The sequence below is a fragment of the Streptomyces sp. NPDC029151 genome, assembly GCF_055564315.1.
Genome location: NZ_JBVHWQ010000017.1, coordinates 1 through 19,272, shown reverse-complemented (window position 1 = coordinate 19,272; position 19,272 = coordinate 1). Strand labels below are relative to the sequence as shown.

Sequence of the window (19,272 nt, the reverse complement as noted above, 5' to 3'; positions counted from 1 at the left end):
GTACTGCCGGGGGAAGGGGTTCGCGTGCCGGAACGAGACGTCACCGTGGGGCAGTTGCTGCTCACCGAGTACCAGACCGTCAAGGACGAGCAGAAGACACGGATCGGGTTCCGGGACAACCTGCTGTACGTCACCCTGACCGTCGTGGCCGCCGTCATCGCCGCCGCGGCGCAGGCCAGGCAGACGGCGATGCTGCTCGCGCTGCCGCCGGTGTGCGTCGTGCTCGGCTGGACGTATCTGGTCAACGACCAGAAGATCTCCGCGATCGGGGCGTACGTCCGGGGTGAGCTGGGACCCCGGCTGGCTGCGCTGGCACAGGCCGAGGGGGACGAGGTGTTCCGCTGGGAGACCACGCACCGGGGGGACGCCCGGCGCGTCTCCCGCAAGGTCGTGCAGTGCGTGGTGGACCTGCTGGCCTTCTGCGTCGTGCCGTTGAGCGCGCTCGTCGTGTACTGGGCGGGGGGTGACCTCTCGGCCGGGCTGGTGGTGGTGTCCGTGCTGGAGGCGGTCACGGTCGTGGGGCTGGGGGTGTGCGTCGTGCAGTACGCCGTGCCGTTCGGGGTGGGGGGCGGGGCCGGGTGAGCGATGTCGTCGACTTCCGGGGCGGGGACTTCCGTGGGCCCGTCATTGGGAAGGCGGAGTACCGGCAGCAGGCGCCGGCGCCCACGGCCTTGGACGCGCTGCCGCCGCCGGCCGCGGGGTTCACCGGCCGGGACGAGGAGCTGGCCCGGCTGTGTGCCGCCCTGGACCCCGCGGGCTCAGGGCAGGAGCAGGCCGTCCTCGTCACCGCCGTCTCGGGGCTTGGCGGCATCGGCAAGACGGCACTGGCGGTGCAGGCGGCGTACGCGGCGCGGGAGACCGGGTGGTTCCCGGGCGGTGTGCTCTTCGTGGATCTGCACGGCTACGACGACGTGCCGGTGACTGCCGACCAGGCGTTGCAGTCCCTGCTGCGGGCGCTCGGAGTGGAGCCGGAGCACATTCCGGCCACGGCGGACGAACGGGCCGCGCTGTACCGGTCGGTGCTGGCCGAGCGGGCGGCGGTGCTGATCCTCGCCGACAACGCGTCGTCGCCGGAGCAGGTGCGGTTGTTGCTGCCGGGGGGTGGGCGGCGGCATCGGGTGTTGGTCACTTCCCGGGACCGGTTGCCTCAACTGGGAGCACGGCTGGTGCCGCTGGATCAGCTGACGCCCGCGGCGGCGTACGAACTGCTCGATCGAGCCCTGAGGATCGCCGATCCGGATGACGACCGGGTCGTGGAGGAGGCGGCCGCGGCGGCGCGACTGGCGGAGTTGTGCGGGTACCTGCCGCTGGCTCTTCAGATCGCGGTGGCCTTGTTGGCGGAGGATCCCGGTAAGTCGGTGGCGGAACTCGCCGAGGAACTGGGCACGTCGTACGACCGGCTCGCCGCGCTCGATGACGGCGACCGCAGTGTGCGTGCCGCGTTCGACCTCTCGTATCGGCGGCTCCCGGCCGACCGGGCGCGTCTGCTGAGCCTGGTCGCCCTTGCGCCGGGGCCGGAGGTGAGTGAGGAGGTGGCTGCCGTGCTGGCCGGGGTGGAGGAGGCTCCGCTCCGGGACCTCAGGGCTCTGGCGAGGGCGCATCTGGTGGAGCGGGGGAACAGCCGGGGGTGCTGGCGCATGCACGACCTGGTGCGGGCCTTCGGCGTGGGTGTTGCGGTGGGGGCCGCAGAGGCTCGGCAGCGGCTGCTCGTGCACTACTACCGGTCGGTCGACGCGGCCGACGATCGGTTGAGGTGGTTTCCGGGCAGGCTGGAGCCGATGCGCTTCGCGACCCGGGCCGAGGCACTGGCCTGGCTGGACAGGGAACGCGCGGGTCTGGTGGCTGCAGTGCAGTGGGGGCGGGAGGAACAGTACGCGGACACAGCCTGGCGGCTGGCCCTGCCCCTGCACTACTACCTCAAATGGCGGCGGTACCGCGATGACCTGGTGACGGTCGGGAGATTCGCTCAGGAGGCTGCGCACCGCGCCGGTGACCGAGTGGGGCAGGCCATGGCGTGGAACAATCTCGGTCTTGCCCTGCGGGAGTCCGGCGACGTGGAAGCGGCCATCGACGCCCACGTTCGTTCACGCGAGCTGAATCAGGGCCTCGGCGACCGGGCCGGGGAGGCCAAGGTGTGGAACAACCTCGGGTACGCCCTGCACGAGGCGAACCGGTTCGAGGAGGCCATCGATGCCTACCTTCGATCACGCGAGCTGCATCAGGAGCTCGGGGACCGGGCCGGGGAGGCCAGGGTGTGGAACAACCTCGGCAACACCCTGCACGAGGCGAACCGTCTCGAAGAGGCCATGGAAGCCTTCGTCCGCTCGTGCGATCTGCACGAGAATCTCGGCGACCGCCACAGCGCGGCGTCGGCGTGGAACAACCTCGGCGTCTTGCTGTCGGAGCTGGGGCAGACGGACGACGCCAAGGAGGCCTACGGCAAGGCTCTGGCCATCCGGCAGGAGTTCGAGGACTGGTATGGAGCCGGGCAGACCCTCGAAAACCTGGCACTCGAGTACAAGGAGACCTATCGCCCAGCCGAAGCCCACACCCACTACCTGCGGGCCGCCGACGCCTACACCCGTGCCAATGCCCCGGCTGAAGCCGCCCGAGCCCGAGCCCGCGCCAAAGCCCTCACCGCCCCTGAGAAACCCACCGATACACCAGCTCCGGCCTCCCCACCTGCCCGTACAACGGACGCCGCCCCGCCCTCCCCGCATCCACCAGATGCTCCAGATACCGCCGTGCGGTGATCCGCGAGATCCCCACCGCCTCGGCCACCCCGGCCGCCGTGAGCCCCTCCGTGGCTCCCTCCCGCAGCGCGGCCGTCACCCGTTCCAGCGTCGGCCCGCTGAGCCCCTTCGGCAGGGCGGCCGGCGAGGGTGCCCGCAACGCCGCCAGTGCGCGGTCCACCTCGTCCTGCCCGCTCGCCTCGCCCACCGCCGCGTGGAACTCGGCGTACCGCACCAGCCGGTCCCTCAGCGTCGCGAACGTGAAGGGTTTGAGGACGTACTGGACGACGCCCAGGGAGACGCCTTCCCGCACCACCGCCAGGTCCCGCGCCGAGGTCACCGCTATCACGTCGGCGTGGTGACCGGCGGCCCGTAGCGACCGGGCCAGCTGCAGGCCGTGCACATCCGGCAGGTGGAGGTCCAGCAGGAGCAGGTCCACCGCCGTGCGGTCCAGGATGCGGCGTGCCTCCGCTCCCGTGTGCGCCTTTCCGACCGCGACGAAGCCCGGGACCCTGCCGACGTACATCATGTGCGCGTCGGCGGCCACCGGGTCGTCCTCGACCACCAGGACGCGGATCGGCTGCTGCCCGCTCGTCATCCGCCGCCGCCCGCCGACGCGCGCAACGGCAACCGCACCTCGAACACCGCTCCCGCCTCGCCGTCCTCACCGGACTCCGTCACCGTCAACGTGCCCCCGTGGCGGGTCACCGCCTGCCGGACCAGGGCCAGCCCGAGTCCCCGCCCGCCCGGTCCGGCCGGCTTGGTGGAGAACCCCCGCTGGAATACCAGGTCGGCATGGGCCGGGTCGAGCCCCGGACCGGTGTCCGAGACGCGCAGCACCACCTCGGCGGCCGTGGCGTACGCCGTCACGGTCACCCGGGCGCGGGCGCTGCCCTGTGCCGCGTCCACCGCGTTGTCGATCAGGTTGCCGAGGATCGTCACCAGGTCGCGGGCGGACAGGTCGTGGGGCAGTACGCCGTCGTCCAGGCGGCTGTCCGGCGAGACCACCAGCTCCACGCCCCGCTCGTTCGCCTGGGCGGTCTTGCCGAGCAGCAGCGCGGCCAGTACCGGCTCGCTCACCGCCGCCACCACCTGGTCGGTCAGGGCCTGCGCCAGCTCCAGCTCGGCCGTGGCGAACTCCACCGCCTCCTCGGCCCGGCCCAGCTCGATCAGGGAGACCACCGTGTGGAGGCGGTTCGCGGCCTCGTGCGCCTGGGAGCGCAGGGCCTGGGTGAAGCCCCGCTCGGAGTCCAGCTCGCCCATGAGGGACTGGAGCTCGGTGACGTCGCGGAGGGTGGCGACCGTGCCCCGGCGTTCGCCTCCCGACACCGGGGACGTGTTCACCACCAGGACCCGGGACGCCGTCAGGTGCACCTCGTCCACCCGGGGCTCGGAGGAGAGCAGGGCGCCCGTCAGCGGGGCCGGCAGGCCGAGGTCGGCGACCGAGCGGCCGATCGTCTCCTCCTCCGGGCCGACGCCCAGGAGCTCCCGGCCGCCGTCGTTGATCAATGCCACCCGGTACCGGCCGTCCAGCATCAGCAGCCCTTCCCGGACCGCGTGCAGCGCCGCCTGGTGGTAGTCGTGCATGCGGCTCAGCTCGGTGGCGTTCATGCCGTGGGTGTGGCGGCGCAGCCGGGCGTTGATCACGTACGTGCCGACCGCCCCCAGCAGCAGGGCCACGGCGGCCACCCCGAGCAGGGCCGTGAGCTGGTCCTGGGCCCGGGCGCTGATCGTCTCCACCTTGATGCCGGCGCTGACCAGGCCGACGGTCCGGCCGTGGTCGGTGACGGGGGTCACCGCGCGGACGGACGGGCCGAGCGTGCCGGTGTAGGTCTCGGTGAAGGTGCGGCCGTGCAGGGCGGGGCCGATGTTGCCGAGGAAGCGCTTGCCGATCTGGTCCGGGTCGGGGTGGGTCCAGCGGATGCCGGACGGGTTCATGATCGTGACGAAGTCGACGTTCGCGTCCCGTACGACCTGGAGGGCGTACGGTTCCAGCCGGGCCGTGGGGTCGGGGGTGCGGATCGCCGCGCGGACCGAGGGGGAGTCGGCGATCGACCGGGCCACCGCCGTGGCCTGCCGGGCGGCGGAGTCCTCGGCCTGCCGCTGGTCGCTGACGTAGGTGAAGAGCGCGTACCCGGCCACGACCACCGCGATGAGCACGGCCTGCATGGCGAACAGCTGGCCGGCCAGGCTGCGGGGTCGGGGGAGGGCGGGGACGCGCATGTCAGCAGTGTGCCTCTCCGGCCGAGTGTGAACTAAATGAACGGAAGGGTGACCGGCTTCACAGGGCGGGAGATAGTCACGGCATTCCCCAACAACGCCCGGACGTGAGCCGCACGCCGGTTGTTCGCCGACGAAGACGTCAAGGAGGGCAGTCGTGGCCGCCAGCACTGCCGACACGGCACCTGCCGCACCCCGCGCCAAGCGGGACCGGACCCATTACCTGTACATCGCCGTCATCGTGGCGGTCGCGCTCGGCATCGCCGTGGGTCTCATCTGGCCCGACGCGGCGGTGGAGCTGAAGCCGCTGGGCACCGGGTTCGTGAACCTGATCAAGATGATGATCTCGCCGATCATCTTCTGCACGATCGTGCTCGGTATCGGTTCCGTACGGAAGGCCGCCAAGGTCGGTGCCGTCGGCGGGATCGCCCTCGGCTACTTCCTCGTGATGTCGCTCGTCGCGCTCGCCATCGGCCTCGTCGTCGGGAACGTGCTGCACCCCGGGGACGGGCTGCACCTCACCAACGCCCTCAAGGCCACCGGGCACGACCAGGTGTCCGCCGACGCGCTGCCGCCCGTCGACTTCGTGCTCTCGATCATCCCGACCACGTTCGTGTCCGCCTTCACCCAGGGCCAGGTGCTCCAGACGCTGCTGGTGGCCCTGCTCGCCGGGTTCGCGCTCCAGGCCATGGGCTCCGCCGGACAGCCGGTGCTGCGCGGCATCGAGCACATCCAGCGGCTGGTGTTCCGCATCCTGTCCATGGTGATGTGGGCCGCGCCGGTCGGTGCGTTCGGCGCCATCGCGGCGGTGGTCGGCTCGGCCGGCATCGACGCGCTCAGGAGTCTCGCCGTGCTGATGCTCGGCTTCTACGTCACCTGCTTCCTGTTCGTCTTCGTCGTCCTCGGCGCACTGCTCCGCATCGCCGCGGGTCTCAACGTCTTCTCCCTCTTCAAGTACCTCGGCCGGGAGTTCCTGCTGATCCTGTCGACCTCGTCGTCGGAGTCCGCGCTGCCCCGCCTGATCGCGAAGATGGAGCACCTGGGCGTCAGCCGGCCGGTCGTCGGCATCACGGTGCCGACCGGGTACTCCTTCAACCTCGACGGCACGATGATCTACATGACCATGGCGTCGCTGTACATCGCGGACGCGCTGGGCACGCCGATGTCGGTCGGCGAGCAGATCCCGCTGCTGCTCTTCCTGCTGCTGGCGTCCAAGGGCGCGGCCGGCGTCAGCGGCGCGGGGCTCGCCACCCTGGCCGGCGGTCTCCAGTCGCACAAGCCCGCGCTGGTCGACGGCGTCGGTCTGATCGTCGGCATCGACCGGTTCATGAGCGAGGCACGGGCCCTGACGAACTTCGCGGGCAACGCGGTGGCGACGGTGCTGGTGGGCACGTGGACCAAGGAGATCGACAAGGCCCGGGTGCGCAGCGTGCTGGCCGGGGAGCTGCCGTTCGACGAGACCACGCTGCTGGACGAGAGCCGTCCGGCGGTGGACGAGGCTCCCGAGGCCCGGGAGGGCGAGAAGGAACTCGCCAGGGCCTGAGCCACCGTGAGCTCCGGACGTCCGGCCCCGCCTGAACCCGGGCCGGGCGTCCGGTACCGCCGCCGGGCGGCCGAGTCTCCCCCGTACCTCGGCCGCCCGGCTCCGTCTTCGCCGGTGGACTTTTGCTACGACACCTCGGCCACCAGCTCGGTGGCCCGTGAGGCGGGTACGCCCGCCGCGGTCAGTACGGCGACCGTGGCGGAGCGGCCCGCCTCTTCCGCTGCCAGCAGGCCGTCGTTCACGGCCTCCGTCACCGCGAACAGCATCTGCTCGACCACGTAGGCGAGGGCCGGCGCGGGCAGCGGGGAGACGAAGGCGCCCTCGTCCAGTCCGCGTTCCAGGAGGCGGACCTTGTCGTCGCGCAGTGGCGCGAGGCGGTCGCGGATGCCCTGCACGGTGACCGTGCGCTGGGCCAGGGCGATCAGCAGCCGGTAGCGGTCGGCGACCGGCCACAGGGCGAGTACCGAGCGGGCCAGCGCCTCCGCCGGGTCGGTCACGCCGGCGCGGGCCCGCGCGTCCGCGTCCGCCAGCGCCGCCACGGCCCCGTCGATCAGGGTGCTGATCAGCGCCTCCCGGCTGGGGAAGTGGCCGTACACCGTCCGTCGTACGACGCCCGCGGCGCGCGCGATCTGGTCCATGGAGGCGTCGGGATCGCGCAGCAGTTCCACGAGGGCGACGTCGAGGATGCGGCGTCGGTTGGCGTCGGCGCGGCTGCTGTTACCCGTGGTCATGGCGGTCATTCTGCCTCCCCGAGGTCTCCTCGACGCCCTCCCGGGCGGTCCCCGGCCGACTTGCACAGTGATGTGCAACGGGCGTACATTGCACATGGTTGTGCAATTGCACGCCACTGTGCAAGTACTGTCGCGTACCGAGGAAGGCGATCCCTGCCATGCGACTCGTCATGACCGAACCGGTCGAGAGGACGGACCGGCCCTACGCCCGGCGCTGGTGGGCGCTGCTGGTGCTCTGCCTGAGTCTGCTGATCATCGTGATGGCGAACACCGCCCTCACGGTCGCGGCGCCCGACATGACCCGGGACCTCGGGCTCTCCAGCGCCGACCTCCAGTGGGTGATCGACGGCTACACCGTCCCGTACGCGGCGCTGATGCTGCTGCTCGGCGCGATCGGCGACAAGTACAGCCGGCGCGGGGCGCTCGTCCTCGGCCTCGTGGTGTTCGGCGGCGGAGCCGTCTTCGGCTACCTCGCCGACAGCTCCGCGACCGTCATCGCGGCCCGCGCCGTGATGGGCGTCGGAGCGGCGCTGATCATGCCGGCCACGCTGTCGCTGCTCGCCGCGACCTTCCCGCGCGCCGAGCGCGCCAAGGCGATCACCCTGTGGACCGCCACCGCCGGGCTGGCCATCGCCGCCGGACCGGTGGTCGCCGGCGCCCTGCTGCGCGACCACGGCTGGGCCTCGACCTTCCTGATCAACGTGCCCATCGCGGCCGTCGCCATCGTCGGCGCCTTCGTCCTGGTCCCGCCGTCCAAGGCCGGCCACCACGACCGCATCGACTACGTCGGCGGACTGCTGTCGGTCGTCTGGACCGGCGCGCTCATCTACATGATCATCGAGGGTCCGCACTTCGGGTGGGGTGCCAAGGCGGTGACGGCGGCCGTGGTCGCCGGGGTGGGCCTGGTCGCCTTCGTCGTCTGGGAGCTGCGCCACCCGCGCCCGATCCTGGACGTGCGCCGCTTCACCGGCCGCCGGTTCGCCGGCTCCAACCTCGCCGTCGCCCTGTTCTTCCTCGCCGTCTTCGGCGCCTTCTACTACCTCACCCAGCACCTGCAGTTCGTCCTCGGCTACGACGCCCTGGAGACCGGTGTGCGCATGCTGCCGCTCGCCGGTGCCGTCTTCGCCGGCTCCGCGCTGACCGGCTGGCTCACCCCGCGCGCCGGCATGAAGTGGACCGTCGGCGCGGGCATGGTCGGCGGTACGGTCGCCCTCGCCCTGCTCACCCGGGTGGACGCGGGCTCCACGTACGGCGACTTCGTGGCGCCCCTGGTCATCCTGGGTCTCGCCATCGGCCTCGCCCTCTCGCCCTGCACCGACGCGATCATGGGTGCGTTCCCGGAGTCCGAGCTGGGGGTCGGCGGCGCCGTCAACGACACCTCGCTGGAGCTGGGCGGCTCGCTCGGCATCGCCATCCTCGGCTCGCTGCTCGCCACCTCCTACGGCGACCACCTGTCCGACGCCACCGCCGGCAGCAAGCTCCCGGCGAGCGCCCTGGACACCGCACAGGACTCGGTCGGCGCGGGGTACGCCGTCGCGCACGGCATCGGTGAGAAGGCCCAGCAGGCCGCCGCGCAGGCCCAGCAGGCGGGGGACCCGCAGCAGGCCGCGCAGCTCAAGCAGCAGGCGGCCGAACTGGCCGCCGGCGCCCGGCAGATGACCGACGCGGTGGGCTCCGCCTTCTCCGACGCGGTCGCCCACACCAGCCTGGTCGGCGCGGTCATCCTCGGCATCGGCACGGTCCTGGTGGTCTTCCTGCTGCCGCGCCGCGAGGCCCAGGCACCGGAGCCGGCGAAGACGGAGGAGCGGGAACCGGCGGACAGCACCGTCGGCTGACGTCTCCCGGCCCTCCCACACGGGTCGCGGCCCGCCCGGTCCACGAGCCCGGACGGCCCGCGACCCGCTGCGCGTCCCTGCGCCGTCCGGCCTGCACCGACCCCACGCGGACCTCCCCGGCCCCGCCCGGCACCCGTTCGGTTCTCTCGCGCTGCACTGGACCCGCAGCCGGCCACCGCATGCGAGGCGACCGAGGGAGCCCCTCCCGCCGGGCCTGATGGGGTCGCCTGGCTCGGGTTCCGCCGGGTTCTCACCAGCCCCGTTCGGGCCCCGCTCAGGCTGCGCTCGGCCCTCCGCCGGCCGCGGCATGGGAGGCGACCGCGGGGTTCCCTGCCGCCGGGGCCGCCGGGGCCGCCGGGGCCGCCGGGGCCGCCGGGGCCGCGGGCCTGCCGGGGCCACCGGGCCTGCCGGGGCTGCCGGGGTTGCCTGGTTCGGGTTCCGCTGGGTCTTCTCGGGCTGCGTTCAGCCCCGCTTCGGCTGCGCCGGGTCCTCAGCGGACCGCGGCACGCGAGGCGACGGCGGGGGCTCCCTCCTGCCGGGGTCGTCGGGCCCGCCGAGCCCGCCGGGGCCGCCCGGCTCGGGTCTCGCTGGGCTCGCTCGGGCCTCGCCCTGGCTCCGCTCGGCCGCGACCGCCTGCCGTAAGCGGCGTGACCGAGGCCGTCGCGCCCCCGCCGGGGTCGCCTGGCTCTGGTCCCGCTCGGTTCTCACCAGCCCCGTTCGGGCTCCGCCGGGGCTCCGCTCGGCCGCGACCGCCTGCCGTACGCGGCGCGACCGAGGCCGTCCCGCCCCCACCGGGGCCGCCTGGCTCGGGCTCCGCGCGGGCTGCGCTGGGCCCCCGCCGGGGTCGCCTGGCTCGGTCCCGCTCGGTCCTCACCAGCCCCGTTAGGGCCCCGCGCGGGCTGCGCTCGGCCCCCAGCCGGCCGCCGTTTGCGGCGCGACCGTGGGGGTCCCCTTCCGCCGGGGCCGCCGGGCCCGCCGCGCCGCCGATCGGTGCCGCGCCCGGTCGTCCGGCCGAGCGCCTGGCCGGTGCACCGGGGCCGCCCGGTGCGGAGGCGTGGGACCGGCTCGCGGACCTCGTGGCCGGAGTCTCGGCGCCGCGGCACCCCGGTAACGTGCCGGACCGATCAACCGGAACGGGATGTTCGCCTCCGGCGTCAGTACATGTGTGTCAGTGACTATGTGGAGGCACGGGGGATGAAGATCGACTGGGACCGGCGGACCTGCGCGCGCAAGGGGCATGTGACCTACGCGCCCGACGATCCCCGGCTGCGCATCCGGCTGCACGCCCGGACCGCGCTCGGGGACGTCTGGCGGTGCCTGCGCTGCGGTGACTTCGTACTCGGCGAGCCGCGCGCTTCGGGGCCGGCCAGCGACGCCCCGCTGGTGCCGCGCGGCAAGGTGCTCCGGGACCTGTTCGTCCTGCGCTTCCTCGCCGTCGAGCGGGCCGTGCGCGGGGTGTTCATCGTGCTGGTCGCGGTCGCGGTGTGGAAGTTCAGCAACAGCCGGGACGCGGTGCGCCGCCTGTTCGAGGAGTACCTCGACGTGTTCCGCCCGGTCTTCCGGCACTTCCACTACGACCTCGACCACTCACCGGTCGTCGGCTCCCTGCAGAAGGCCTTCGGCTACCAGCGCTCCACGCTGCTCCTGGTGGCCGGCCTGCTGCTGGCCTACGCGCTGATCGAGATCGTCGAGGCGGCCGGCCTCTGGTACGCCAAGCGCTGGGCGGAGTACCTGACGGTCGTCGCCACGGCGGCCTTCCTCCCGCTGGAGATCTACGAACTCACCGAGCACGTCAGCTGGCTGAAGATCGCCACCCTGGTGCTGAACATCCTCGCGGTCCTCTACATCGCCCTCACCAAGCGCCTCTTCGGCCTGCGCGGCGGCCGCCGCCGGTTCGAGGAGGAGCGGCACAGCGCCTCCCTGATGGAGGTCGAGGAGTCGGCGGGGCTGGTGGACGCCTAGGGCCTCTCTTCCGGATCCTGCCGGGGTCGCGGGGTCCGGCACGCACATCCGCGGCGTTGTCGTCGGTTGTCGGCTCCCCCACGCTCGACGTCGCTCGCGCGGGGGGACCCCCCTCGCGTCGACGCCCTCCTCCGCCGTGCAGCCGCACGCACCAGACCCCGCTCGGGTCGGCCGACAGGCACCGTCGCGCGGAGCCGGCCTGATCCGACAGAGAGACCCTGGCGGCACCGCGGTCTTGCCTTGACGTCGGCGTCAAGCCGTACCGTCGGGTGCATGCGAATCGGCGAGCTGGCCGCGCGGGCCGGGACCACGACACGCACCCTGCGGTACTACGAGTCGCGAGGGCTGCTGCCGGCCCGGCGGGACGGCAACGGACACCGTACGTACGACGAGAGCGACCTCCGGCTGCTGCGGCAGATCCGCACGCTGCAGGACTTCGGGTTCGACCTGGAGGAGACCCGGCCGTTCGTGGAGTGTCTGCGGGCCGGGCACCCGGAGGGCGACTCCTGTCCGGCCGCGCTCGTGGTCTACCGGCGCAAGCTGGCCGAGCTGGACGCGCTCATCGGGCAGCTGACGGCGGTCCGTGAGACGGTCGCGGGGCAGTTGGCGCGGGCCGAGCGGGCGCGGGACGAACTGGCCGTCGAGGCGCTGGTTCCGGGAGGTCCGGAGCCGTTGTGCGAACTGGGAGGGCAGGAGCGGTGACGAAGGCGGCGGGTGTACCCGAGGTGGGGGACGCGGACTTCGACAAGGAGGTACTGGCATCGGAACTGCCGGTGCTGGTGGAGTTCACGGCGGACTGGTGCCCGCCGTGCCGGCAGATGGCGCCGGTGCTCAGCGCCCTCGCCGCGGAGGAGGGCGAGCGGCTGAAGGTCGTCCAGCTGGACGTGGACCACAACCCGGAGACCACGAACGCGTACAAGGTGCTGTCGATGCCGACGTTCATGGTCTTCCAGGGGGGTGAGCCCGTGAAGTCCATGGTGGGGGCGCGGCCCAAGCGGCGCCTGCTGGAGGAGCTGGCCGACGTGCTGTAAAGCGGCCCCGCTCGCAGAAAATCCCCCGGGTAATTGCGCCCGGGGGATTCCTGTGCGTATATTCAATGATTCGTGACTTCATTTCGGCGAGCCGTACATGAGGGCCACGAATGACGTTTACTGGGCACAGTATATCCGGGCGGGAGCGGAATTGTCAAACACCGAATTTCCAGACGATGAAATCCGGCACGAACAGGAATTCATCGACGGACTGTACGCGCGCGTGGACGTGCTGCGCGGCGAGACCGAGACCTCCGTCGCGGACGCGCTCGCCCAGGGCGACAAGCCCATGCAGGCCCGGCTGGAGCGGGACATCCTGGTCGCCGAGCGCTCGGGGCTGCTCGCCGCGCTGAACGCCGTGGACGGCTCGCTCTGCTTCGGCCGGATCGACCTCGCCGACGGCACCGGGCACCACATCGGCCGGATCGGGCTGCGCGAGGAGGACGCCGAGCGCACCCCGCTCCTCGTCGACTGGCGGGCCGACGTCGCCCGCCCGTTCTACCTGGCCACCGGCCACACCCCGATGGGCCTGCGCCGCCGCCGGCACATCGCCACCGAGGGCCGTACCGTCACCTCCCTGCACGACGAGATCCTCGACCTCGGCGACACCACCCGCACCGGGCACGAGGACCCGAGCGGCGACGCCGTGCTGCTCGCCGCGCTGAACTCGGCCCGCACCGGCCGGATGAGCGACATCGTGCAGACCATCCAGGCCGACCAGGACCGCATCATCCGGGCACCGCACCGGGGCGTGCTGGTCGTGGAGGGCGGCCCCGGCACCGGCAAGACGGCGGTCGCCCTGCACCGCGCGGCCTACCTGCTGTACGAACACCGGGAGCTGCTGGCCCGCCGCGCGGTCCTCATCGTCGGCCCGAACCCGGCCTTCCTCGGCTACATCGGCGAGGTGCTGCCCTCCCTGGGCGAGACCGGCGTCCTGCTGGCCACCGTCGGCGAGCTGTTCCCCGGCGTGAAGGCCACCGCCGCCGACAGCCCGGAGGCCGCCGCCGTCAAGGGCCGCGCCGGCATGGCCGACGTGCTCGCCGCCGTCGTACGCGACCGGCAGGCGCTGCCCGACCCGGTCATCGCGATCGAGCACGACCGCGAGGTGCTCATGCTGGACGACGGCCTGGTCGGCGTCGCCCGGACACGCACCCGCGCCGCCAAGCTGCCGCACAACGTCGCCCGCGAGCACTTCGAGGGGCACATCCTCAACACGCTCACCGAGCTGTACGCCGAGCGCGTCGGCACCGACCCCTACGACGGCAGCAGCCTGCTCGACGCCTCCGACATCACCCAGATCCGCGACGAACTCGCCGAGAACCCGGAGGTCTGGGACGCCATCGACCGGCTGTGGCCCCGGATCACCCCGCAGCGGCTGGTCGCCGACCTCCTCGCCGAGCCGGACGGCTACCTGTCGCAGGAGGACGCCGACGCGGTCCGCCGTCCGGTGACCCGCGCCTGGTCCGTCGCCGACGTGCCCCTGCTGGACGAGGCGGCCGAACTCCTCGGCGAGGACGACCGGCCGGCCAGGGCCCGCGCCGCACGCGAGCGCGAGACCCAGGTCGCCTACGCGCAGGGCGTGCTGGACGTCTCCTACGCCTCCCGGACCTACGAGTTCGAGGACAAGGAGGCCGACGACCCGGAAGCCTCCGAGGTCCTGTCCGCGCACGACATCATCGACGCCGAGCGGTTCGCCGAGCGGCACGAGGAGGCCGACCACCGCAGCGCCGCCGAGCGGGCCGCCGCCGACCGCACCTGGGCGTTCGGGCACATCATCGTGGACGAGGCGCAGGAGCTGTCGCCGATGGCCTGGCGGCTGCTGATGCGGCGCTGCCCGACCCGCTCGATGACCCTGGTCGGCGACCCCGCCCAGACGGCGGAGGCGGCCGGCGTCGGCTCCTGGGCGGACATCCTCGCTCCTTATGTCGAGGACCGCTGGGAGCACACCCGCCTCGGCGTCAACTACCGCACCCCCGCCGAGATCATGGACCTGGCGGCGGCCGTGGTCCGCGCCGGCGACCCGGACTTCCGGCCGCCCAGCTCGGTCCGGTCGACGGGGGTACGGCCCTGGGTGCGCCGGGTCCCGGACGACCTGCCCGGCGCGGTCGCCAAGGCGGTCGCCGAACTCGCCCCGACGGACGGGCGGCTCGCGGTGATCGCCCCGCGCGCCCTGCACCGCTCCCTGGCCGCGCACCTGGACGGCGTCACGGCCGGCGGCGAACCCGACCTGACCCGCGCGGTCGTCCTGCTCGACCCCCGCCAGTCCAAGGGCCTCGAATTCGACTCCGTCCTGGTCGTCGAGCCGGGCGCCTACGGCACGAGCGACCTGTACGTGGCCCTGACCCGGGCCACCCAGCGGCTCGGCGTCCTGCACACCGGGGCGCTGCCGCCGGGCCTGGCCGACGCGGAGTGACCGCAAGGGGCCCGGGAACAGCCGCTCCCGGGCCCCTTACTCCGTCGTCCTCCGCAGCTTCATGCCCTTCGGGGAGGTCAGTCCCTTCTCCGGATGCACCCGGAAGGACGCCGTCCAGGCCGTGGGCGGGCAGGAGCGGCCGTTGGGGTGGTCCTCGGTGAGCCGCGCCCGCCGGCTGTCCTGGACGACGACCCGGCCGTCCTGCCCGGCGGTCACCGTGAGCTTCACCGGGACCGGGCCGGCGCCGACGTCGTCCGGGAGCCGTACCGACAGGGTGCGGACCGGATCACCGGGATCGCCGGACGCCCGCCGCACACACCTGCCGTCCACGCACAGCCGGACCGTCACCGCGTCCCGCTGCTTCCCGAAGTCGGCCGGCCGCCACACCACGCCGACGCCCGACTCCATGTCCATCAGGGTGCACGCCCTGTCCGGCGCACAGCCCGTCAGCGCAGCCGCCACCGCTCCCAGAGCCACGACGATCCGCCGCATGTCCTCCCCCTCCGCCGCACCGGGCGCCCGAGCCTAGGCGCGGGCCGGGCGGAAGGCAAAGGGCAGGTCAGGCGGGACGCAGCCACACCGTCGCCAGCGGGGGCAGGGTCAGCCGGATGCTCGCCGGGCGGCCGTGCCACGGGTGCGGCTCGGGCTTGACGACGTCCGGGTGGGTGACACCGCTGCCGCCGTAGCGGGCCGCATCGGTGTTCAGGACCTCCACCCAGGCCGGCACCTCCTCCGGCACCCCCAGCCGGTAGTCGTGGCGGACCACCGGGGACAGGTGGGAGACCGCGAGCAGCGGGGTGCCCTCGGCGTCGTGGCGCAGGAACGCGAAGACGTTGTCCTCCGCCGCGTCCCCGGTGATCCACTCGAAGCCCGCGGGGTCGGTGTCCCGCTGCCACAGCGCCGGAGCCGACCGGTACACCGCGTTCAGGTCCCGCACGAGGTCCCGCACGCCCCGGTGGTCCGCCTCGGCGCCGTACTCCGGGTCGAGCAGCCACCAGTCCGGGCCGCGCGCCTCGGACCACTCGGCGCCCTGCGCGAACTCCTGCCCCATGAAGAGGAGTTGCTTGCCCGGGTGGGCCCACATGAAGCCCAGGTAGGCGCGCAGGCCGGCGCGCTGCTGCCACCAGTCGCCCGGCATCTTCGCGACCAGGGACCCCTTGCCGTGCACGACCTCGTCGTGGGAGATCGGCAGGACGTAGTTCTCGCTGTACGCGTACACCATCGAGAAGGTCATCTCGTGGTGGTGGTACTTGCGGTGGACCGGCTCGTGGGACATGTACTGCAGCGAGTCGTGCATCCAGCCCATGTTCCACTTCAGCCCGAAGCCCAGCCCGCCGAAGCCGCTCGGGCCCCTGTGGTGGGTGGGCCGGGTGACACCGTCCCAGGCGGTGGACTCCTCGGCGACGGTGACCACGCCCGGGCAGCGCCGGTACACGGTGGCGTTCATCTCCTGGAGGAACGCCACCGCGTCCAGGTTCTCCCGGCCGCCGTGCTCGTTCGGCCTCCACTGGCCCGGTGCGCGCGAGTAGTCCAGGTAGAGCATCGAGGCGACCGCGTCCACCCGCAGCCCGTCGATGTGGAACTCCTCGCACCAGTACACGGCGTTCGCGACGAGGAAGTTGCGCACCTCGCGCCGGCCGAAGTCGAACTCGAGCGTGCCCCAGTCGGGATGGGCAGCCCGCAGCGGGTCGTGGTGCTCGTACAGCGGACGCCCGTCGAACGCGGCGAGCGCCCAGTCGTCGCGCGGGAAGTGTGCCGGGACCCAGTCCATCAGCACGCCGATGCCGGCCTGGTGCAGCCGGTCCACCAGGTACTTGAAGTCGTCGGGGGTGCCGAGGCGGGCCGTCGGGGCGTAGAACCCGGTGACCTGGTAGCCCCAGGAACCGCCGAAGGGGTGCTCGGCGACCGGCATCAGCTCCACGTGGGTGAAACCCATCTCGCCGACGTAGGCGGGGAGTTCCTCGGCCAGTTGGCGGTAGGTCAGCCCCGGGCGCCAGGACGGCAGGTGCACCTCGTACACCGAGAAGGGCGCCTCGTGCACCGGGGTGTCCGCCCGGTGCGCCATCCACTCGGCGTCGCCCCACTCGTGGTGCGAGGCGTGCACGATCGAGGAGGTGGCGGGCGGGACCTCGGTGCGGCGGGCCAGCGGGTCGGCGCGCAGGGTGCGTGAGCCGTCCGGCCGGGTGATCTCGAACTTGTACAGCTCGCCCTCGTCGACCCCCGGCACGAACAGCTCCCAGACGCCGGTGCCGCCGAGCGAGCGCATCGGGAACGCGGTGCCGTCCCAGAAGTTGAAACCGCCCGTGACCCGCACGCCCCGCGCGTTCGGCGCCCACACCGCGAACCGGGTCCCGGTGACCCCCTGGTGGGTGGTCACGTGTGCGCCGAGGGCCTGCCACAACTGCTCGTGCCGGCCCTCCCCGATCAGGTGCAGGTCCAGCTCGCCGAGGGCGGGCAGGAAGCGGTAGGCGTCCTCGGTCTCGTGCACCGTGCCGTCGTACGTCACCAGCAGCCGGTAGACGGGGACCTCGGTGAGCGGCAGCAGGCCGGAGAAGAAGCCGTCACCGTCGTCGTGCAGCTCCGCCCGCAGCTCGCCCGCGACCACGGTGACCGCCTGCGCGCGGGGGCGGAAGGCACGGAAGGCGACCCCGCCGGGGACCGCGTGCGCGCCCAGCACGGAGTGCGGGTCGTGGTGGGTGCCGTGCAGCAGCCGTTCCCGGTCGTCCGCGTCGAGTGCCGGGGACAGGGCGGCCTCCACGGCCGGCGCCGGAGCCTGCGCGGGGACCCCGGTCTTCTTCTTGGCCTTGGGGCTCACGGACGGACCTCCTGGTCGGGCAGGGAGAGCCGGCGTACCGCGCTCAGCGGCACGGACAGCCAGTCGGGGCGGTGCCGGGCCTCGTAGACGACCTCGTAGACCGCCTTGTCGGTCTCGAAGGCCCGCAGCAGTACCGGATCGGTACGCGGATCGCGGCCGGCCACCTCCGCGTACCCGGAGCAGTAGGCGGCCCGGCAGACGCGCGCCCAGTCCGGGGCGGGCGGGGTCGCCGAGTGGGCCGCGTAGTCGAAGGAGCGGAGCATCCCCGCGATGTCCCGCGCCGGCGGCTGCGGCATGCGCCGCTCGGCCAGCGGCCGGGCCGGCTCGCCCTCGAAGTCGATCAGCGACCAGCCCCCGGACGGCGAGCGCAGGCACTGCCCCAGGTGCAGGTCGCCGTGTACGCGCTGCGCGGTCCAGGTCCGGCCCTCGGCGGCGAGCGAGCCCAGCGCCCGGTACGCCGAACGCAGCCCGTCCTCGTACGGCCGCAGCGCCGGAACCGCCTGCACGGCCGCCGCCAGCCGCTCGGTCATGCCGTCCACCAGCAGCTCCAGCTGGGCGCGGCCGAGGGTGACCGTGGGCAGTGCCCGGGCGAGCGAGGTGTGCACCTCGGCGGTGGCCCGGCCCAGCTCCCGGGCCTCGGCGGCGAAGTCCTCGCCCTTGGCCAGCTCGCGCAGCGCCAGTTCCCAGCCGTCGGCGGCACCGCTCACGAACGGCTGCAGCACGGCCAGGACGTACGACCCCCCGCTCACCTCGGCGTGCAGCCAGGCCGTCGGCGCGGGCACCCGGGGGCAGCCCTCGCGGGCCAGGGCGAGGGGTATCTCCAGGTCGGGGTTGACGCCGGGCACGACCCGGCGCAGCACCTTCAGAATAAACGTATCTCCGTAGACGACCGACGAGTTGGACTGCTCGGCGGTCATCAGCCGGGGCACCAGCCCCGACCGGATGTCCTGCGCGGGGTCCCGTTCGAAGCGCAGCCCGCCGATGCGGGCCCGGCTGCGCAGGGCCTCCAGCAGCACGTCGGCGGGCCGGGGGTCGTACAGGGCCTCGTACACCGTGCGTCCGGCGAGCGGGCCCTCCGTCACGTGTCCGATCAGCGCGGGCGCCAGCCGCGGTGGCAGCGCCTCGCGCACGCCTATGAGGAGCTGGTAGCAGTCGCCGGGATGCGGCGGCGCGCCCGGCGCGGCGGGCTGGTGGACGCGCAGCAGCAGGTGGTACAGGCCCAGCCGGCCGTCGGGCGGCAGCAGTTCGGTGACGGACACGGGGCTGAACCCGCTGATGGGGCGTCCCTTGCCCGCGAACCAGCGCTGCCGGGGCAGCCAGGCGCGCAGCAGGGGGTCGAGCGAGGTGAGCAGTGAACCGGTGGTGCCGGAAGAGATGACCGTTTCCGCCATGGGCGTCAGTCCTTTCCCCGGGGGGCGTCGGGGTGTTACTGATGCGTGCCCCGGGTGGGGCGGTGAAAACTCCGCACCGCCCCACCGGGCCGCTGTTCGGGTTCCTCTATACGGGTTCCCCGCGCAGCCGGAACCAGTAGAAGCCGTGACCGGCGAGGGTGAGCAGGTACGGCAGTTCGCCGATCGCGGGGAACCGGACCCCGCCGAACAGCTCGACGGGGTGCCGGCCGCCGAACCGGCTCAGGTCCAGCTCCGTCGGCTGGGCGAAGCGGGAGAAGTTGTGGACGCACAGCACGAGGTCGTCCTCGAACTCGCGCAGGAAGGCGAGGACCGCCGGGTTCGACGACGGCAACTCGGTGTAGGAGCCCAGTCCGAAGGCGAGGTTCTGCTTGCGGATCTCGATCATGCGGCGGGTCCAGTGCAGCAGCGACGAGGGCGAGGACATCGACGCCTCGACGTTCGTCACCTGGTAGCCGTACACCGGGTCCATGATCGTGGGCAGGAAGAGGCGTCCCGGGTCGCACGTGGAGAAGCCGGCGTTGCGGTCGGGCGTCCACTGCATGGGGGTGCGGACGGCGTCGCGGTCGCCGAGCCAGATG

Annotated in this window: 15 protein-coding genes; 8 read left to right on the top strand and 7 right to left on the bottom strand. The window is 72.9% G+C overall.

Annotation, left to right across the window (positions count from 1 at the left end; all coding sequences use genetic code 11):
• Positions 1 to 24 precede the first annotated feature (24 nt).
• The gene (locus tag ACZ4VF_RS36590; protein ID WP_467931466.1) at positions 25 to 582 is read left to right on the top strand and encodes a hypothetical protein; all 558 of its coding nucleotides are present in this window, start codon (positions 25 to 27) and stop codon (positions 580 to 582) included.
• Complete coding sequence (locus ACZ4VF_RS36585) at positions 579 to 2,753, top strand: tetratricopeptide repeat protein (RefSeq protein WP_467931464.1); 2,175 nt, start codon at positions 579 to 581, stop codon at positions 2,751 to 2,753. The genes ACZ4VF_RS36590 and ACZ4VF_RS36585 overlap by 4 nt, the downstream gene beginning before the upstream one ends.
• Here ACZ4VF_RS36585 and ACZ4VF_RS36580 read toward each other — a convergent pair.
• Positions 2,635 to 3,330 carry a response regulator gene (locus tag ACZ4VF_RS36580; protein ID WP_467931463.1) on the bottom strand — a complete coding sequence of 232 codons (696 nt, stop codon included), beginning with the start codon at positions 3,328 to 3,330 and terminating at the stop codon, positions 2,635 to 2,637. The two genes, ACZ4VF_RS36585 and ACZ4VF_RS36580, sit on opposite strands and share 119 nt — an antisense overlap.
• Positions 3,327 to 4,955 carry an ATP-binding protein gene (locus ACZ4VF_RS36575; RefSeq protein ID WP_467931462.1) on the bottom strand — a complete coding sequence of 543 codons (1,629 nt, stop codon included), beginning with the start codon at positions 4,953 to 4,955 and terminating at the stop codon, positions 3,327 to 3,329. Before ACZ4VF_RS36575 ends, ACZ4VF_RS36580 begins: the two co-directional genes overlap by 4 nt.
• A 154-nt stretch (positions 4,956 to 5,109) precedes the next feature.
• Between ACZ4VF_RS36575 and ACZ4VF_RS36570 the strand changes: the two genes are divergently transcribed.
• Positions 5,110 to 6,495, top strand: a complete 1,386-nt coding sequence (locus ACZ4VF_RS36570) for a cation:dicarboxylate symporter family transporter (protein ID WP_467931461.1) — start codon at positions 5,110 to 5,112, stop codon at positions 6,493 to 6,495.
• A 125-nt stretch (positions 6,496 to 6,620) separates the two neighbouring features.
• Here ACZ4VF_RS36570 and ACZ4VF_RS36565 read toward each other — a convergent pair whose 3' ends face one another.
• Complete coding sequence (locus ACZ4VF_RS36565; RefSeq protein WP_467931459.1) at positions 6,621 to 7,235, bottom strand: TetR/AcrR family transcriptional regulator; 615 nt, start codon at positions 7,233 to 7,235, stop codon at positions 6,621 to 6,623.
• Positions 7,236 to 7,384: 149 nt separating this feature from the next.
• Between ACZ4VF_RS36565 and ACZ4VF_RS36560 the strand changes: the two genes are divergently transcribed.
• The 5 genes from ACZ4VF_RS36560 (at position 7,385) to ACZ4VF_RS36540 (ending at position 14,467) form a co-directional block, all read left to right on the top strand.
• Positions 7,385 to 9,061 carry an MFS transporter gene (locus ACZ4VF_RS36560; protein ID WP_467931458.1) on the top strand — a complete coding sequence of 559 codons (1,677 nt, stop codon included), beginning with the start codon at positions 7,385 to 7,387 and terminating at the stop codon, positions 9,059 to 9,061.
• A gap of 1,194 nt (positions 9,062 to 10,255) precedes the next feature.
• Complete coding sequence (locus tag ACZ4VF_RS36555; RefSeq protein WP_467931457.1) at positions 10,256 to 11,023, top strand: DUF2127 domain-containing protein; 768 nt, start codon at positions 10,256 to 10,258, stop codon at positions 11,021 to 11,023.
• Between the two features lie 273 nt (positions 11,024 to 11,296).
• Positions 11,297 to 11,725, top strand: coding sequence for a MerR family transcriptional regulator (locus ACZ4VF_RS36550; RefSeq protein ID WP_467931455.1), 429 nt, complete (start codon positions 11,297 to 11,299; stop codon positions 11,723 to 11,725).
• Positions 11,722 to 12,054 (top strand): thioredoxin, encoded by a 333-nt coding sequence (trxA, locus tag ACZ4VF_RS36545; protein WP_189306060.1) that lies wholly within the window; start codon positions 11,722 to 11,724, stop codon positions 12,052 to 12,054. Before ACZ4VF_RS36550 ends, trxA begins: the two co-directional genes overlap by 4 nt.
• A 97-nt stretch (positions 12,055 to 12,151) precedes the next feature.
• Positions 12,152 to 14,467, top strand: coding sequence for a HelD family protein (locus ACZ4VF_RS36540; protein ID WP_467931454.1), 2,316 nt, complete (start codon positions 12,152 to 12,154; stop codon positions 14,465 to 14,467).
• A 36-nt stretch (positions 14,468 to 14,503) separates the two neighbouring features.
• Here ACZ4VF_RS36540 and ACZ4VF_RS36535 read toward each other — a convergent pair whose 3' ends face one another.
• From ACZ4VF_RS36535 to ACZ4VF_RS36520, 4 genes are all read right to left on the bottom strand, one after another.
• On the bottom strand, positions 14,504 to 14,959 hold the full coding sequence (locus ACZ4VF_RS36535; RefSeq protein ID WP_467931453.1) for a hypothetical protein: 456 nt from the start codon (positions 14,957 to 14,959) through the stop codon (positions 14,504 to 14,506).
• A 67-nt stretch (positions 14,960 to 15,026) separates the two neighbouring features.
• Positions 15,027 to 17,282, bottom strand: a complete 2,256-nt coding sequence (glgB, locus tag ACZ4VF_RS36530) for a 1,4-alpha-glucan branching enzyme (RefSeq protein ID WP_467931451.1) — start codon at positions 17,280 to 17,282, stop codon at positions 15,027 to 15,029.
• Positions 17,279 to 18,673, bottom strand: coding sequence for a maltokinase N-terminal cap-like domain-containing protein (locus ACZ4VF_RS36525; protein ID WP_467931450.1), 1,395 nt, complete (start codon positions 18,671 to 18,673; stop codon positions 17,279 to 17,281). The genes glgB and ACZ4VF_RS36525 overlap by 4 nt, the downstream gene beginning before the upstream one ends.
• Positions 18,674 to 18,779: 106 nt before the next feature.
• The coding region (locus tag ACZ4VF_RS36520) for an alpha-glucosidase C-terminal domain-containing protein (RefSeq protein ID WP_467931449.1) at positions 18,780 to 19,272 on the bottom strand (493 nt) is incomplete at its 5' end.

Excerpts from the sequence above, each read along its gene's own strand:
- ACZ4VF_RS36580 (WP_467931463.1), bottom strand. The coding sequence starts at position 3,330 with ATGACGAGCGGGCAGCAGCCGATCCGCGTCCTGGTGGTCGAGGACGAC.
- ACZ4VF_RS36575 (WP_467931462.1), bottom strand. The coding sequence starts at position 4,955 with ATGCGCGTCCCCGCCCTCCCCCGACCCCGCAGCCTGGCCGGCCAGCTG.
- ACZ4VF_RS36565 (WP_467931459.1), bottom strand. The coding sequence starts at position 7,235 with ATGACCGCCATGACCACGGGTAACAGCAGCCGCGCCGACGCCAACCGA.
- ACZ4VF_RS36560 (WP_467931458.1), top strand. The coding sequence starts at position 7,385 with ATGCGACTCGTCATGACCGAACCGGTCGAGAGGACGGACCGGCCCTAC.
- ACZ4VF_RS36555 (WP_467931457.1), top strand. The coding sequence starts at position 10,256 with ATGAAGATCGACTGGGACCGGCGGACCTGCGCGCGCAAGGGGCATGTG.
- ACZ4VF_RS36550 (WP_467931455.1), top strand. The coding sequence starts at position 11,297 with ATGCGAATCGGCGAGCTGGCCGCGCGGGCCGGGACCACGACACGCACC.
- ACZ4VF_RS36540 (WP_467931454.1), top strand. The coding sequence starts at position 12,152 with ATGAGGGCCACGAATGACGTTTACTGGGCACAGTATATCCGGGCGGGA.
- ACZ4VF_RS36535 (WP_467931453.1), bottom strand. The coding sequence starts at position 14,959 with ATGCGGCGGATCGTCGTGGCTCTGGGAGCGGTGGCGGCTGCGCTGACG.
- ACZ4VF_RS36525 (WP_467931450.1), bottom strand. The coding sequence starts at position 18,673 with ATGGCGGAAACGGTCATCTCTTCCGGCACCACCGGTTCACTGCTCACC.